This window comes from Ruegeria sp. A3M17 (assembly GCF_003318255.1).
GTDB lineage: Bacteria > Pseudomonadota > Alphaproteobacteria > Rhodobacterales > Rhodobacteraceae > Ruegeria.
Genome location: NZ_QOCF01000040.1, coordinates 35,666 through 50,110 on the forward strand (window position 1 = coordinate 35,666; position 14,445 = coordinate 50,110).

A 14,445-nucleotide genomic window follows, 5' to 3' on the forward strand; every position below is an offset into this window, starting at 1 on the left:
GCTAGGGAGCCCGCGATGGCCGAGATTGAACGCGAAGCGATGGAATACGATGTGGTGATCGTGGGTGCAGGCCCCGCGGGCCTGTCGGCGGCCATCCGTCTGAAACAGCTGGATGCCGATCTGAACGTTGTTGTTCTGGAAAAGGGCTCGGAAGTGGGCGCGCATATCCTGTCGGGCGCGGTGCTGGACCCGTGCGGGCTGGACGCGCTGATCCCTGACTGGAAGGAAAAAGGCGCGCCGCTGAATACGCCGGTGATCGAAGATAATTTCTATATGCTGGGTGAGGCGGGAAAAATCCGCATCCCGAACTTCCCGATGCCGCCGCTAATGCACAACCACGGCAACTACATCGTCTCGATGGGCAATGTCTGCCGCTGGATGGCGGAACAGGCCGAAGAGCTGGGCGTGGAAATCTTCCCCGGCATGGCCTGTTCAGAACTGGTTTATGGCGATAATGGCGAAGTCAAAGGCGTCGTGGCCGGTGTCTTTGGTCTTGAGGCTGACGGCTCATACGGACCCAACACCGAGCCGGGCATGGAGCTGCACGGCAAATATGTCTTCCTGTCCGAAGGTGTCCGCGGATCGCTGTCCAAGGAAGTGATCGCCAAATACGACCTGCAGGCCGGCAAAGAGGTGCAGAAATACGGCGTCGGCATGAAAGAGATCTGGGAGGTCGACCCCGCCAAGCACAAAGAAGGCACCGTCACCCACACCATGGGTTGGCCGCTGGGCAGCAACGCGGGCGGCGGGTCGTTCATCTATCACCTGGAAAACAACCAAGTCTATGTCGGGTTCGTGGTGCACTTGAACTACAAAAACCCGCATCTGTACCCGTATATGGAGTTCCAGCGCTTTAAGCATCACCCGGTGGTCGCTGAGCTGCTGAAAGGCGGCAAGCGCGTGGCTTATGGTGCCCGTGCGATTACCGAGGGCGGCTATCAGTCGATGCCCAAGCTGGTCGCGCCCGGCGTGGCGCTGCTGGGTTGTTCCGCGGGCATGGTCAACGTGCCGCGCATCAAGGGCAACCACAACGCGATGTTGTCGGGCAAAGCGGCGGCTGAAGCGGCGTTTGACGCCATCAAGGCCGAGCGTTCGGGTGATGAGCTGACCGCCTATGAAGCCGACGTGCGCGACGGTCCAATCGGCGCAGACCTGAAGAAAGTGCGCAACGTCAAACCGCTGTGGTCGAAATACGGCCTGACCGCCAGCCTGATGCTGGGCGGTATGGACATGTGGACCAACACGCTGGGCTTTTCGCTGCTGGGCACGCTGGGTCACGGCAAGAACGATGCTGAATCGACCGAAGAGGCCAGCAAGCACAAGCCCATTGATTATCCAAAGCCTGATGGCAAGCTGTCCTTTGATCGTCTGACCAACGTGTCCTTTGCGATGTCCAACCATGAGGAAAGCCAGCCTTGCCACCTGAAGCTGGCCGATCCGGAAATCCCGGTCAAAGTAAACATGCCCAAGTACGATGAACCGGCGCAGCGCTATTGCCCGGCAGGTGTGTACGAGATGGTCGAGGATGAAGATGGTGCGCGATTCGTCATCAACTTCCAAAACTGCGTCCATTGCAAAACCTGCGACATCAAGGACCCCAGCCAGAACATCACCTGGACCACGCCGCAGGGCGGGGATGGACCGAACTATCCCAACATGTAAGCGAAAACATGGGCAATGGCGGTGTCGTGAAGGCTCTGCCATTGCCTCTTTCCGGTCAAAGCCCTAGCTTGTTGTCCAGTCAACGATAGCAAGGCAGGATTTTGGTGGCTTCCCTCGTTCGTCGCGCGGCACTTGCCGCGATGTTAACCTCGTCATTTGCATTCCCGGCGCTGTCGGATTCTGGCTCTGGGTCGTATCTGGCCGGACGTCAGGCGATTTATCAAAGCGACTATATTTCTGCCGAGAAATATTATGCGCAGGCTCTGCGCGCCGACCCCGAAAATGGCAAACTTCTGGAAAACGTCGTCGTAGCGCGTCTTGCATTGGGTGAGATTGAGCGCGCGCTGCCGATTGCGCAGTCAATTGAGGCGCTCGAACTGCCAAGTCAGGCGGCAAAGATGGTCATCATGGCCAACCTGATCGACGACGGAAAGCTGGATGAGCTGCTCGCACGTGATCCTGAAACCCAAGGCGTTGGCCCATTAGTGGATGGTTTGGTTCTGGGTTGGGTCTATGTGGCGCAAGGTGCCATGACCAAAGCGATGGAAAAGTTCGACGAAGTCGGCACCCAGGAGGGGCTTCTGGAATTCGCGCTTTACCACAAGGCGTTGGCGCTGGCGTCGATTGGTGACTTCGAAGGGGCCGAAGAGATTTTTGCGGCAAACAACGGAGCGGTGTCGCGGTTCTCGCGCCGTGCAGCCTTGGCCCGGACCGAAGTATTGTCGCAGCTGGACCGCAACGCAGACGCCCTGCAATATCTGGAAGACGTTTTTGCGGCGGGCAGCGACCCATCCATCGAAGGTTACGTGGCGCGTTTGAAGGCGGGTGAAACGTTGCCATTTACACACATACAGTCGGCGCAGGACGGTATGGCTGAAGTGTTCTTTTCTGTCGGTGCCGCGCTCAGCAGTGAGGCGTCACAAGACTATGTGCTTCTCTATGCCCGGATTGCCGCGTTCCTGCGTTCCGACCACGTGGACGCAATCCTTCTCAGTGCCGAATTGCTGGATGCGCTGGAACAATATGACCTGGCCGTCGAAGCCTATCGCATGGTCCCGTCCACCAGCAGCGATTACCATGCGGCCGAGTTGGGCCGGGCCGAGGTGCTGAGCCGTTCGGGAAAAACGGACGCAGCGGCCGAAGTTCTGCAGAACCTCGCGGCGCAAAGCCCCAGCCTGCCCAGTGTGCATGTGGCCCTGGCTGATCTGCAAAGGCGGCAAGAAAACTATGTCGATGCGGTTGGGACCTATGACACTGCTATCGAACTGACCGAGCAGGGTGTCAGCGGCAACTGGTTTCTATATTACGCCCGCGGTATCTCGCATGAGCGTCTCAAGCACTGGGAAGCGGCTGAGTCCGATTTCCGTCGTGCGCTGGAACTGAACCCCGATCAGCCACAGGTTCTGAACTATTTGGGCTACTCGCTGGTCGAACGGCAGGAAAAGCTGGACGAAGCTCTGAACATGATCGAACGCGCTGTCGCGGCGCGCCCTGACAGCGGCTATATTGTCGACAGTCTTGGCTGGGTTCTGTTCCGACTGGGCCGCTATGACGAAGCTGTGGCGCATATGGAGCACGCGGTGGAGTTGATGCCGGTTGATCCAGTAGTAAATGACCACCTTGGCGATGTCTATTGGGCCGTGGGCCGCGCGCGCGAAGCTGAATTCCAGTGGAAGCGTGCTTTGTCCTTTGTTGACCCCGACGACACGGATGGCGAGGCCGACCCCGAGCGCATTCGTCGCAAGATTGAGGTGGGTCTGGACGCAGTCTTGGCCGAAGAAGGTGCCGATCCATTGAAAGTCGCCAATGGCAATTGAGGGTTTCGCGCCCGCCAAGATCAACCTGACCCTGCATGTGACCTGCCGACGCGATGATGGGTATCATCTGCTGGACTCTCTTGTGGTGTTTGCGGATGTCGGTGACACGCTGGAATTCACGCCAGGGCCAGAGCTTTCGCTGTCAATCGCCGGTGAACACGCCAAGGGCGTTCCGGCGGACGACAGAAATCTGGTCTGGAAAGCTGCTGTCGCCGCTGGATGGACCGGGCATATCAACCTGAACAAAGCGTTGCCCCACGGTGGCGGCATTGGCGGCGGATCGTCCGACGCCGCGGCGACGCTGCGTATGATTGCAGATCAGGGTATGGAGATCCCCAGCGAAACCGCCCTGACCCTTGGTGCGGATGTGCCGGTTTGCATGGTGGCCAAGGCCACCCGGATGCGGGGCATCGGCGAACGGTTGCAACCGGTGTCATTGCCGCAATTGCCAGCGCTTTTGGTCAATCCCGGTGTTGAAGTTCCAACGGGAGCTGTATTCTCTGCCCTGCAGAGCCGTGACAACCCGCCAATGCCTGATGATATTCCGGTCTTTGAAACGCCTGAGGCATGCGCGGATTGGCTGCGGGAACAACGCAATGACTTGGAGCCACCGACAAAGAGTATCGCACCCGAGGTTGCCCGGGTGCTGGATGATCTGTCGGATACGAAAGATGTTCTGCTGGCTCGGATGTCAGGTTCGGGTTCGACGTGTTTTGCGCTCTACCCGACGATGAAAGCCGCCCATTTCGCGGCTTACGAGATTGGCGCAGCGCACCCCGATTGGTGGTGCCGCGCAACGCAGCTCAATTGAGGCGCGAAACCACGTAGGCGGCCAGATCGCGCAGCAACGACCGGATCTCGTGATCCGGCAGCGCATCCAGCGCGGTCTTGGCTTTGGTGGCCCACCCAAACGCATCCGACCGTGTGGCGTCCAGAGTGCCATATTTGTTCATCAGGCTCAGCGCATGGTCCAGATCGCCGTCTTCCTGACGGCCTCGACCAATTGTACGCTCCCAAAAGGCGTGCTCTTCCGGGGTGGCCTGTGCGATGGCCTTGATGACAGGCAAGGTCAATTTGCGCTCGCGGAAGTCGTCGCCGATATTCTTTCCGGTCGCCTTGCTGTCCCCCTGATAATCCAGCAGGTCATCGGCAATTTGAAACGCAATTCCCAGCGCATCGCCGTATTCGTATAGCGCCTTAACCTGATCCTCAGCCGCGCCAGCAATCACGCCGCCCACCTCGGTTGCGGCGGAAAACAGTGCGGCGGTCTTGCCGCGCACGACCTGCAGGTAAATGGCCTCGGTAGTGCCCAGATCGGTGGCTGCGGTCATCTGCAACACTTCGCCCTCGGCGATGGTGGCAGAGGCATTGGCCAGAATGTCGAGCACACGCAGCGACCCGGTCTCAACCATCAGTTGGAAACTGCGGGAAAACAGGTAGTCGCCGACAAGAACGCTGGATTTATTGTCCCACAACAAGTTCGCCGTGGGGCGGCCACGCCGCTGGGCGCTTTCATCAACGACATCGTCGTGCAACAGGGTCGCGGTATGAATAAATTCGACTGTCGCAGCCAGACGCACGTGATGATCACCCGGATAGTCAAACATCCGGGCCGCCGCCAGCGTCAGCATTGGGCGCAGACGCTTGCCGCCTGCTTCAACCAGATGCGCAGTCACTTCCGGGATGCGCGGTGCGTGTTCCGAGGCCATACGCGTGCGGATCAACTGGTTTACGGCATCCATTTCGCCGTCCAGAATCTCGGCCAGTCGCTCATGCGGTTTCGAGATCGTGTCGATGTTCATCACTCTCCTGATACAAGGCTCGACTTCCGCCTTGCCTTGCCCTTACATCCATCCCCATGAAAGAACTTTTGCGCAGCACCGATCCGACGATTCTGGCCTTTGCTTCCGCCCTTCTTGAGGGCGAGGATATAGACTGCTTTCAGATGGACGTAAATATGAGCATCCTCGAAGGAGGCATAGGAATCTTTCCGCGCCGCCTGATGGTGCGAGCCGATGACCTGACCCGCGCAGAACGGGTAATGCGTGACAACGAAATCCCGCTGGGCAGATGAGCCTGTTTTCCGATAGTGAATTGACCCAAAATGATTTTCTGGGCGGGCGCGTGCGATTGTTGCAGCCGCGCGCAGGATATCGCGCGGGGGTTGACCCGGTTCTGCTGGCAGCGGCGGTCCCGGCGACACGTGGTCACACCGTGTTGGAACTGGGCTGTGGCGCGGGTGCCGCGATCCTGTGCTTGCTGGCCCGCGTGCCGGGTCTGCAGGCCGTTGGGGTCGAGTTACAGGCAAGCTATGCAGAATTGGCACGCCGAAACGCCGCGGAAAATGACGCGCCGCTGGAAATTGTCGAGGCGGATCTTAGCGAATTGCCAGCCGCGCTCAAACAGCGGCAATTCGATCATGTGATCGCCAACCCGCCTTACTATCGTTTTGGCGCGCATAGCCCGGCCGATGACCCTGGGCGAAGTATCGCGTTGGGCGAGCAAACGCCTTTGGAGGCATGGATTGACTGCGCGGCCAAGCGCCTCGCGCCTCGCGGGTACTTGCATATGATCCAGAAAGCCAACCGTCTTCCCGACATATTGATGGCATGCGAAGGGCGGTTGGGATCGGTTGAAATCCTGCCACTGGCCGCCAGAGCAGGTCGCAAGGCAGAATTGGTAATTTTACGGGCCAGAAAGGGTGGCCGCGCCGATTTTCAGCTGCGTGCGCCAGTCGTTTTACACGACGGGGATCGGCACGAACGTGATGGGGAAAGCTATACGCCACAGGTCTCAGACGTCTTGCGCAAAGGGGCCTCGCTGCCGGGGTTTTCTGATCAATAGGCATTAACCAGCCGAATTTGTCGGATTTATTACAGATTCTGTGCGTCTGCGGCGTGACAGGCTGGAAACGATGTGGTCAACTTCTTACGTGAACCTGAGACACCAACGAAGGAGTATCGCCATGAGCGTGAGCGCACATCTGACCGAACTGAAGAAAAAGCACGAAACTCTCGGTCTTGAAGTTGAACAAGCCCAACGCGCGCCAGGCATCGATGATCTCCATATCGCTCAACTCAAAAAACAAAAACTAAGGCTAAAAGAAGAGATCGAACGCCTTTCAGCCTAGGACTTCATACTTGCCCGCGCGGCTATGGCCGCGCCGCCAGTAATCAAAAGCGCCGCGATCGCCAGACCCCAGGACGGGGCGGCGATCGCGGCCACAACCAACGCCAGCGTAGACAACAAGGGTGCCGCGTATGACGCCGTCCCCAAAAGCTGTATGTCGCCCTGTTTAACCCCGATATCCCAGACATAGAACGCCAGCCCCACCGGCCCCAGGCCCAGTGCGATCACTGACGCCCAGCTAAAGGCACTGTCAGGCCAGACTGTATCTTCGACAGCAAGGTGCAGCACTCCGGATGCTATGGCGGTCGCAATGCAGAAAACGGCGACAGAGCTGGTTGGTGTATCGCCTAGCCGACGTGACAGGACCGAGTATCCGGACCATGTCAGCGCGCATAACAAGGCCAAGGCGTAGCCGGGCAGGTGGTCGGTCTGAAACCCAGTGCTGCCACCTCCGGCGATGATCACGGCGGCACCTGCAAACCCCAGACATGCGCCGAACAAATGTCCGATGCGCAGGTGTTCGCCCGGCAAAAGTCCAGAAAACAACACGATGAGCAATGGCCAGAGGTATGCGATCAGACCAGCCTCGGCCGCCGGGGCCATGCGCAGGGCCGAGAAATATAGCGCGTGATAGCCGAACAACCCGACTGTGCCGAACAGATAGGTAGTCCACGGCACGTCACGCAATTGCCGCAACCCACCGCTGCGCCAGGTCCAGATCAGGCCAAGTGTTCCACCAATCGAAAAGCAGATTGCATTCAGCAACAGTGGCGGCGTGGGGGATGACCCGACGGTGAACAAGGCCAGCAGCGACCACAGCAAGACGGCGGCAAACCCGATGGCTGTAGCGCGCGATTTGGTCAAGGGCTTTGAACCTCTTCGACCGGAATGATGTTGAATTCGTCCGAGATATGCGCGGTCTTTTCAATCTCGGCCATGAACCAGTCGCGGAAAGCGGCGATCTGAGGCCTGTTTTCTGCACCTGGCAAGCACAGAAACCGAAACCGGCCTTGTGTTTCGATAGCCGTTTTGAACGGAGCAACAAGACGCCCCTCGGTCAGGTCCTTTAAGATCATCGCCCGGCGACCCAGTACCACGCCAACGCCCGCAACCGCAGCATCAATTGCGTGGTCTGCGTTCGAAAAATGCGCCCCATGCGTTGGGGCATAATCCACTCCGACCGCGCGGAACCAGGTCGGCCAATCGCTGGGCGGTTGTAGGAACGCAATCGAATCGTCAAAGATCAATGGTGCGTCCCGCAGGCGGTCGGGGGTGGGGAATTGCTCGGCCAGATCTGGTGTCATCACCGGGGTCAGCCATTCCTTGCGAACCGGCAGGGAATACAATCCTTCATCCTCACCGTAGCCAAATCGAATGGCGACATCCACGTCATCACGTTCAAGATCCATGATCCGCAACGTTGCCGAGAATTTCAGGTCAATCTCGGGATGCGCCCGTGCAAAATCATACAGGCGCGGTGCCAGCCACTTGGCTGTCAGCGCCGGGCCTGCTGTCACGGTCAGCGAGGTATCGTTGCCCTGTCGTCGCGCAGCTTGCCACGCCGTCTGCAGTGCGGCGAATCCTTCAGCCGCGCCGGGGGCAAGGGCGCGTCCGGCCTCGGTCAGCTCAACCGCGCGGTTCAAGCGGTGAAACAACGGTCGGCCCAGATGTTCCTCCAGTGATTTGATCTGGAAAGACAGGGCTGCCGGGGTCACGCGCAACTCCTCTGCGGCTTTGGAAAAGGACATGTGGCGTGCTGCTGCGTCGAAGGCACGCAGGGCAGTTAGCGGGGGAAGATAGTCGCTCATCAATACACAAGAATATCTTAAGTGAAACTCAAAGAAAGCTCGTTTGTCGCCTTTCTTGATAAGGCGCATATTAGGTTCAAGTCAAACACAGCTGAACTGAAAGGAAGACTGCCATGATCGAAATGACGACCAACCCCGCAGCTGCCCGCGCCTTTCAGCGGGCCCATGCTGAACGTGGCAAGATGATCAAACACGCCCTTATGTGGCTATTCGGTTCCCGCTGAGCGCTGCGCGCGCGTTCTTACGGGATAAAAAAGGGCCGGTCCGCAATGGACCGGCCCGTTGTCTTTTCTGCGCCTCAGATCAGACGAAGAATTGCGCACCGTTGGCCGAAATGGTCGAGCCATTGATGAACTGAGAATCGTCGGATGCCAGGAACGCCACGCAGCGCGCGATTTCCTCGGGCTCGCCCAGACGACCAGCCGGAATTTGCGCGATGATCGATTCGCGCACTTTCTCAGGAACCGCCATAACCATGTCGGTGCCGATATAGCCCGGGCAGATCGCGTTGGCGGTGATGCCTGCGCGTGCGCCTTCTTGCGCCAGCGACTTCACGATGCCTAGATCGCCCGCTTTGGTCGCGGCATAGTTCACCTGAGCGAACTGGCCCTTCTGACCATTGATCGAGCTGATGACGATGACGCGGCCGAACTTACGCTCGCGCATGCCGTTCCAGACAGGGTGCACGGTGTTGAACACGCCGGTCAGGTTGGTGTCGATGACCTGGTGCCACTGTTCGGGGGTCATCTTGTGGAACGGCGCGTCGCGAGTGATGCCCGCGTTTGCAACCACGATGTCGATCGCGCCAACCTCGGCTTCGACTTTTTCAATTCCGGCTTTGGATTCGTCGTAATCAGCGACGTTCCACTTGTAGGTGGCGATGCCGGTCTCTTCGGTGAACTTCGCGGCGGCTTCGTCGTTCCCCGCATAGGTGGCTGCAACATTGTACCCTTCGGCCTTGAGCGCCTTGGAAATTGCTGCGCCGATGCCGCGGGAGCCGCCGGTAACGAGTGCTGTACGTGCCATTTAGGAATCCTCCAATTAAAGTCGTCTTGGTAATGCTGTTACTTTGAGAGGTGATCGTGCGCAATATTGTTTCGTCATGATTCTCTAAATTCCGCGTGGCAATATCGTCGCATCTTTGGGTTAAGGCCCCAATGTAACAAAAAAGGGCGCCCAAGGGACGCCCTTTTCTATTCGCTTGTTAAAGCACTTAGTCGCGCTCCACGCACAGGGCGACGCCCATGCCGCCACCGATGCAAAGGGTCGCCAGACCTTTTTTCGCGTCGCGGCGTTTCATTTCGAAGAGCAGCGTGTTCAGAACGCGGCAGCCCGACGCGCCAATCGGGTGACCGATGGCAATTGCGCCGCCGTTCACGTTCACGATCGACGGATCCCAGCCCATGTCCTTGTTCACGGCGCAGGCCTGTGCGGCAAACGCTTCGTTCGCCTCGACCAGATCCAGATCGTCAACGGACCAGCCCGCTTTCTCCAGCGCTTTGCGCGAGGCGTAGATCGGGCCTACGCCCATGATCGACGGGTCCAGACCGGCGGTTGCATAGGATGCGATACGGCCCAGTGGCTCGATCCCGCGCTTTTCAGCATTCTCGGCGGACATCAGCAGGGTCGCCGCCGCGCCGTCATTCAAGCCGGATGCGTTTGCGGCCGTGACCGAACCGTCCTTTGCGAAGGCCGGACGCAGCTTTGCCATCGCTTCCATGGTGGCGCCATGACGGATGTATTCGTCAGCATCCATCACGATGTCGCCCTTGCGGGTCTTGATGGTGAAGGGCGTGATTTCGTCGGCGAACTTGCCAGCCTTTTGCGCGGCTTCAGCCTTATTCTGCGAGGCGACGGCGAATTCGTCCTGCATGTCACGGCTGATCTGCCATTTCTCGGCGACGTTTTCAGCGGTCTGGCCCATGTGATAGCCATTGAACGCATCCCACAGACCATCGCGGATCATCGTGTCGATGTATTTCATGTCGCCCATCTTTTGACCGGCACGCAGAGCGGCGGCGTGGGGCGAAAGAGTCATGTTCTCTTGTCCACCGGCAGCAACGATATCGGCGTCGCCCAGTTGGATGTGCTGTGCGCCCAAAGCAACGGCCCGCAGGCCCGAGCCGCAAACCTGATTGATACCCCAGGCTGCGCTTTCCTGCGGCAGACCCGCATTGATATGTGCCTGACGGGCGGGGTTCTGACCCTGAGCTGCCGTCAGAACCTGTCCCAGAATGGTTTCGCTGACTTCGCCCTTTTCCACGCCTGCGCGTTCGACTACGGCCTCCAGTACGGCGGCCCCAAGATCATGCGCGGGTGTGTTTGCAAACGAGCCGCCAAAGCTGCCCACTCCGGTGCGCGCGGCGGATGCGATTACTACGTTGGTCATTTAGACAATCCTTTACCGTCAAGGTCCTGCGGGATATTCGACGGCGCGGATCGCACAGAGATAACTCTGTGGCAGTGAGAGCGCCTCATGTTCCCCGCTCCAACTCCACATGGCATAGCGCAACGCTGCAGTTGCAGCAACGGTCAGCTTGCCTCAGGTTGGGCGTGGACCGGATAAATCACTCTAACTGGCTGTATGTTTGCGCTTTTCCGCCTTCCACGGGGCGGAAACGGTTGGGGCGCCAAACAGGAAACCCTGCAGGCAGTCGACGCCGTTTGCGATAAGGAATTCGGCATCCTTCTGTGTTTCGACTGATTCGGCGGTCACCAGAATCTCGAATTCTCGCGCAACGGCGATCAAGGCCCGCACCAGCGCCTGATTGTCCGTATTTTCGCCGATTCCGTGGATGAACTGGCCGTCGATCTTGGCGGCATCAAAGAAAAACTCGCGAAAATTGCGAAAGCTGAAATTGCTTGCCCCAAAATCATCAAGCGCAAAGGCGATGCCGCGTGGCTGCAGCCGATCCATGAAATCGATCACCAGTTCAGGCACCGTCATGGCCGAGCTTTCCGAGATTTCCAAAATCAGCCTTTCGCCGATATTGGCATCTTTCTTCAAAAACCGCTCCAGCACACGCGACCACCGCGCATAACCGATCGAACGGGCAGACATGTTGATGGACAGGCGAATGTCGGGGTTTTTGGTCAGCGTCCGCAATCCCATTTCAAGCGCAACACAGTCCAGTTCGCGCCCGATTGGAGTGTTTTCCAGTTGTGGCATGAACTCGCGCGCGGGGATGACCCGACCGGTTTCGTCCAGCACCCGGATGAAGCCTTCGTAGAAGGCGACGTCATGCGGCCTGTTCGCCTGCATCACCGGTTGAAAGGCCAGTTTGCACTGTTTGTGCTTCACCGCCTCGGTTGCCATTTCAATCGTCGAGGCATCGCGGGATTTGACAGCCGCGTTCAAGGGGCTGTCCCCACCTTCGGGCAAATCTGCCAGTACCTTCTTCCGCATGTGCAACCCGTTTCCTTTAGCGCCGCCAGTCTGGTGACGATTTCAGAGGAAAGGTATGAATCTGCGGTTAAGACAAACGCAATTGATGGAGGTCAGGCTTGGGTCAGCGTGTCGTTTCCCAGATACGTCCCAGCGCTGCAAAGCCACCGACCAGCGCACCCATGAAACCCAAAAGCATCATGCCAAAGCCCAACGCGACAATCCCGGTCGCACCTCCAGCCAGCGCCGTCAACATAGCGAGCACCACTCCGGTAAGACCCATAACGGTGGAAAGGGTTGTCAGTCTGGTCATGTTGCCTCCGGTTACTCGCACTGCACACATCGATTGGATATGGGACGCGAGGGCCGGATTTCAAGAATCAGGTCGGATGGGTCGGCGGGATCAGGCCTGTTTTGCCTGCGCATTGGGCTGTTTGGTGTCGAATTGTTCGAATCCGGGCGTTCCACGATCCTCGGGGTGGCGGTCCAGATGCTTGGCTTTGATCTGTTCGGAATTGTCCCGGCTGCCATCATGGCTGTAGCCGGGGGGTGCAAAGCAATAAGCCAGCCGCTGACGTAATGTCAGGCCCGGTTGTGTCGCGTCGCGCCAGATTCCAACCCACTCATGAAAAGCCACGCGCAGCGGGTTGAAGGTGCCGATATTGTGCACCAGCCCATAGTCGACGCGGTCATCTTCCTGTTCGGGGACAAATGTTCCGAACATCTTGTCCCAGATGATGAAAACACCAGCATAGTTGCAATCCAGATAACGCGCGTTGCGACCGTGATGGGCGCGGTGGTGGCTGGGCGTATTCATCACCGCCTCGAACCAGCGAGGCATCTTGCCGATGGCTTCGGTATGAATCCAGAACTGGTAGACCAGGTTCAGACCACCGACGAACAGCACCATCGCCGGATGGAAACCCAGTAGGATCAGAGGCGCGCGAACCACCATCATGAAGGTAAACGTATAGGTCCATGTCTGACGCAGGGCGGTGGTCAGGTTGTAGTGCTGCGAGCTGTGGTGGTTCACGTGGCTGGCCCAGACCCAGCGAATGCGGTGACCAAAGCGGTGCACCCAGTAATAGCGGAAATCATCCAGCACAAAACACAAAAGGATAACGGGGATAGAAGTGCCCAGGTTCAGCGGCGTGATCTGCCACAGCCACATGAAGAACGCATAGGCGATGAACCCCAACAGAAAGCCGGATGCGATGTTGCCAGCCCCCATGATCAGCGATGTGACAGCGTCCCGCGTCTCATAGCGGCCACCGCGTCCTTTGACGGCGATCCACAGAAACTCGGCCAGAATGGCTGCTATGAAAAAGGGGACAGCCCACTGCACGGCGTCCGGGAAAGTCACGTGGTCAGTCATGCGGGCTCCATCAGGTGCTGCCAGTGGCGGCGTTCGCGTTCGTCAAGGTGGATTATGGCTTTGGGCGTTCCGAAGTCGTGGAATTGAACCTCGAACCCTTGCGGGTGATCCAGCAGATCAAAATCCAGCAGATGCCGGGCCACGGTGTCTGCACCGAAAGACCACAGCAGACCATGTCCTGTTTCGGTTCGGATCAGGGCCGCGTGCCCGTCATGTGCAACGGTGACATCGATGATCGCATCATCCGGCGCATGGCGCAGCCATTCTGACCACGCCAATTCGGGTGATAGCACGCGCAATCGGGATCTACCTGTCAGGTGCAGCAACAGGGTTATTCCGGCGATTCCTCCGACCACCAGAGCCAATAGAATTTCAAGCGGCATTCCGTCCTCCTGCGCGGCAGAGTGCAAAGCGGCAGGCAGGCTGTCAAAGGTGGCGTCGCGTCAGCTATGTTCCAGAGTGTCCAAAACCTCATACTGGACAACTCGCTGGACAAACGGCACCAACCCGTCCGGCCCCGAGGCGCGATCCTTTAGGTGGATACAGATATCGGGCCTGCGCGCTGCGATGATGCCCACCATCTCGCCGCGTATCCTGTCATCAAGACCGGCACCCATGATCGCGCAGGCGATGCGCGGCTCTTCGTCCAGCTGCCGTTTGACTTCTTCCTGATCATGCGCGCCAAGCCACTGGATCGGAAGGTGATCAAGTTGCCGGGCAACGTCTCCGATCACATTGGGTAAGCGCCCAATCAGTAATACCACAGGTCTCATCGTCGCCTCCATTCCAAGCGTACAGATTGTCCTGCCCAAAAGAAGGGCAGGAACAGTGTATCACGAGATTGAGTGCGGAGGGGGGCTAGTTCGAAACCGCGTAAACGGTTGGTTTACCTTTGCCTTTTTTCCGGGTCATACGCGCCGAGCTTCCGTCGATTTCCCAAACCTGGCAATCGGTCCCAAGTGCCCTGCCGTCCAGTACGCCGTTGCGGCACCGGAATTTCTTGTCCCACACCCAGCTGCCGCGGAATTTTTTGCCGCTTGTTAATTTGGCTGAAACGGTGCCATCAGCGTTGGCAACGAACACATTCCCTTGCTCATCCGTCAGTTTTTTGCCGACCAGCTGAGCGTTGAATTGATCCGCATTTTGATGCGCTTGTAATCTGCCTGAGCGGCCCCTGCGGCGCCAATAGAAACAGCAATGGTAGGAATCAAAATTAGACGATTCATAACTAGTCTCCCTGGCTAAACACCAGAGAGACTATCTCGATTC

Annotated in this window: 16 protein-coding genes; 6 read left to right on the forward strand and 10 right to left on the reverse strand. The window is 58.3% G+C overall.

Translation table 11 applies throughout. The features are described 5' to 3' along the window. Positions 1–15 precede the first annotated feature (15 nt). The 3 genes from DS906_RS21170 to DS906_RS21180 all read left to right on the forward strand — a co-directional run bounded on the left by DS906_RS21170 (position 16) and on the right by DS906_RS21180 (position 4,290). Entirely contained in the window at positions 16–1,662 is a 1,647-nt protein-coding gene (locus DS906_RS21170; RefSeq protein WP_113792034.1) for an electron transfer flavoprotein-ubiquinone oxidoreductase, read from the forward strand. A 140-nt stretch (positions 1,663–1,802) separates the two neighbouring features. Then, positions 1,803–3,479, forward strand: coding sequence for a tetratricopeptide repeat protein (locus tag DS906_RS21175; RefSeq protein WP_113792167.1), 1,677 nt, complete (start codon positions 1,803–1,805; stop codon positions 3,477–3,479). Further along, the gene (locus tag DS906_RS21180; protein WP_113792035.1) at positions 3,469–4,290 is read left to right on the forward strand and encodes a 4-(cytidine 5'-diphospho)-2-C-methyl-D-erythritol kinase; all 822 of its coding nucleotides are present in this window, start codon (positions 3,469–3,471) and stop codon (positions 4,288–4,290) included. Before DS906_RS21175 ends, DS906_RS21180 begins: the two co-directional genes overlap by 11 nt. On the opposite strand, the gene DS906_RS21185 is transcribed toward DS906_RS21180, so the two are convergent. Then, entirely contained in the window at positions 4,283–5,281 is a 999-nt protein-coding gene (locus tag DS906_RS21185; RefSeq protein WP_113792036.1) for a polyprenyl synthetase family protein, read from the reverse strand. The genes DS906_RS21180 and DS906_RS21185 overlap by 8 nt on opposite strands. Positions 5,282–5,337: 56 nt before the next feature. On the opposite strand from DS906_RS21185, the gene DS906_RS21190 reads away from it, so the two are divergent. The 3 genes from DS906_RS21190 (at position 5,338) to DS906_RS21200 (ending at position 6,609) form a co-directional block, all read left to right on the forward strand. Further along, positions 5,338–5,553 carry a DUF2007 domain-containing protein gene (locus DS906_RS21190; protein ID WP_037316655.1) on the forward strand — a complete coding sequence of 72 codons (216 nt, stop codon included), beginning with the start codon at positions 5,338–5,340 and terminating at the stop codon, positions 5,551–5,553. Then, positions 5,550–6,323, forward strand: coding sequence for a tRNA1(Val) (adenine(37)-N6)-methyltransferase (locus DS906_RS21195; RefSeq protein ID WP_113792037.1), 774 nt, complete (start codon positions 5,550–5,552; stop codon positions 6,321–6,323). The genes DS906_RS21190 and DS906_RS21195 overlap by 4 nt, the downstream gene beginning before the upstream one ends. A gap of 121 nt (positions 6,324–6,444) precedes the next feature. Continuing rightward, positions 6,445–6,609 (forward strand): YdcH family protein, encoded by a 165-nt coding sequence (locus tag DS906_RS21200; protein ID WP_082649277.1) that lies wholly within the window; start codon positions 6,445–6,447, stop codon positions 6,607–6,609. On the opposite strand, the gene DS906_RS21205 is transcribed toward DS906_RS21200, so the two are convergent. From DS906_RS21205 to DS906_RS21250, 9 genes are all read right to left on the reverse strand, one after another. Further along, positions 6,606–7,472 (reverse strand): DMT family transporter, encoded by an 867-nt coding sequence (locus tag DS906_RS21205; RefSeq protein WP_113792038.1) that lies wholly within the window; start codon positions 7,470–7,472, stop codon positions 6,606–6,608. The genes DS906_RS21200 and DS906_RS21205 overlap by 4 nt on opposite strands. Further along, positions 7,469–8,416, reverse strand: a complete 948-nt coding sequence (locus tag DS906_RS21210; RefSeq protein WP_113792168.1) for a transcriptional regulator GcvA — start codon at positions 8,414–8,416, stop codon at positions 7,469–7,471. Before DS906_RS21210 ends, DS906_RS21205 begins: the two co-directional genes overlap by 4 nt. A gap of 303 nt (positions 8,417–8,719) precedes the next feature. Further along, a complete protein-coding gene (gene phbB, locus DS906_RS21215) occupies positions 8,720–9,442 on the reverse strand; it encodes an acetoacetyl-CoA reductase (RefSeq protein WP_058278814.1) in 723 nt (240 codons plus the stop codon). A gap of 187 nt (positions 9,443–9,629) precedes the next feature. Next, on the reverse strand, positions 9,630–10,805 hold the full coding sequence (locus tag DS906_RS21220) for an acetyl-CoA C-acetyltransferase (RefSeq protein ID WP_113792039.1): 1,176 nt from the start codon (positions 10,803–10,805) through the stop codon (positions 9,630–9,632). Positions 10,806–10,988: 183 nt separating this feature from the next. Then, positions 10,989–11,822, reverse strand: coding sequence for an EAL domain-containing protein (locus tag DS906_RS21225; RefSeq protein WP_113792040.1), 834 nt, complete (start codon positions 11,820–11,822; stop codon positions 10,989–10,991). A gap of 103 nt (positions 11,823–11,925) precedes the next feature. Next, positions 11,926–12,114, reverse strand: coding sequence for a hypothetical protein (locus tag DS906_RS21230; RefSeq protein ID WP_113792041.1), 189 nt, complete (start codon positions 12,112–12,114; stop codon positions 11,926–11,928). 90 nt (positions 12,115–12,204) lie between these two features. After that, a complete protein-coding gene (locus DS906_RS21235; RefSeq protein ID WP_113792042.1) occupies positions 12,205–13,176 on the reverse strand; it encodes a sterol desaturase family protein in 972 nt (323 codons plus the stop codon). After that, positions 13,173–13,559 carry a hypothetical protein gene (locus DS906_RS21240; RefSeq protein WP_113792043.1) on the reverse strand — a complete coding sequence of 129 codons (387 nt, stop codon included), beginning with the start codon at positions 13,557–13,559 and terminating at the stop codon, positions 13,173–13,175. Before DS906_RS21240 ends, DS906_RS21235 begins: the two co-directional genes overlap by 4 nt. 60 nt (positions 13,560–13,619) lie before the next feature. Beyond that, entirely contained in the window at positions 13,620–13,949 is a 330-nt protein-coding gene (locus DS906_RS21250; protein ID WP_113792169.1) for a hypothetical protein, read from the reverse strand. Positions 13,950–14,445 lie beyond the last annotated feature (496 nt).

What these genes read in the sequence shown, in the direction of transcription:
- DS906_RS21250 (WP_113792169.1), bottom strand. Translation starts at nt 13,949, where the DNA reads ATGAGACCTGTGGTATTACTGATTGGGCGCTTACCCAATGTGATCGGA.
- DS906_RS21210 (WP_113792168.1), bottom strand. Translation starts at nt 8,416, where the DNA reads ATGAGCGACTATCTTCCCCCGCTAACTGCCCTGCGTGCCTTCGACGCA.
- DS906_RS21220 (WP_113792039.1), bottom strand. Translation starts at nt 10,805, where the DNA reads ATGACCAACGTAGTAATCGCATCCGCCGCGCGCACCGGAGTGGGCAGC.
- DS906_RS21235 (WP_113792042.1), bottom strand. Translation starts at nt 13,176, where the DNA reads ATGACTGACCACGTGACTTTCCCGGACGCCGTGCAGTGGGCTGTCCCC.
- DS906_RS21240 (WP_113792043.1), bottom strand. Translation starts at nt 13,559, where the DNA reads ATGCCGCTTGAAATTCTATTGGCTCTGGTGGTCGGAGGAATCGCCGGA.
- DS906_RS21180 (WP_113792035.1), top strand. Translation starts at nt 3,469, where the DNA reads ATGGCAATTGAGGGTTTCGCGCCCGCCAAGATCAACCTGACCCTGCAT.
- DS906_RS21195 (WP_113792037.1), top strand. Translation starts at nt 5,550, where the DNA reads ATGAGCCTGTTTTCCGATAGTGAATTGACCCAAAATGATTTTCTGGGC.
- phbB (WP_058278814.1), bottom strand. Translation starts at nt 9,442, where the DNA reads ATGGCACGTACAGCACTCGTTACCGGCGGCTCCCGCGGCATCGGCGCA.
- DS906_RS21225 (WP_113792040.1), bottom strand. Translation starts at nt 11,822, where the DNA reads ATGCGGAAGAAGGTACTGGCAGATTTGCCCGAAGGTGGGGACAGCCCC.
- DS906_RS21230 (WP_113792041.1), bottom strand. Translation starts at nt 12,114, where the DNA reads ATGACCAGACTGACAACCCTTTCCACCGTTATGGGTCTTACCGGAGTG.
- DS906_RS21175 (WP_113792167.1), top strand. Translation starts at nt 1,803, where the DNA reads ATGTTAACCTCGTCATTTGCATTCCCGGCGCTGTCGGATTCTGGCTCT.
- DS906_RS21170 (WP_113792034.1), top strand. Translation starts at nt 16, where the DNA reads ATGGCCGAGATTGAACGCGAAGCGATGGAATACGATGTGGTGATCGTG.
- DS906_RS21200 (WP_082649277.1), top strand. Translation starts at nt 6,445, where the DNA reads ATGAGCGTGAGCGCACATCTGACCGAACTGAAGAAAAAGCACGAAACT.
- DS906_RS21185 (WP_113792036.1), bottom strand. Translation starts at nt 5,281, where the DNA reads ATGAACATCGACACGATCTCGAAACCGCATGAGCGACTGGCCGAGATT.
- DS906_RS21190 (WP_037316655.1), top strand. Translation starts at nt 5,338, where the DNA reads ATGAAAGAACTTTTGCGCAGCACCGATCCGACGATTCTGGCCTTTGCT.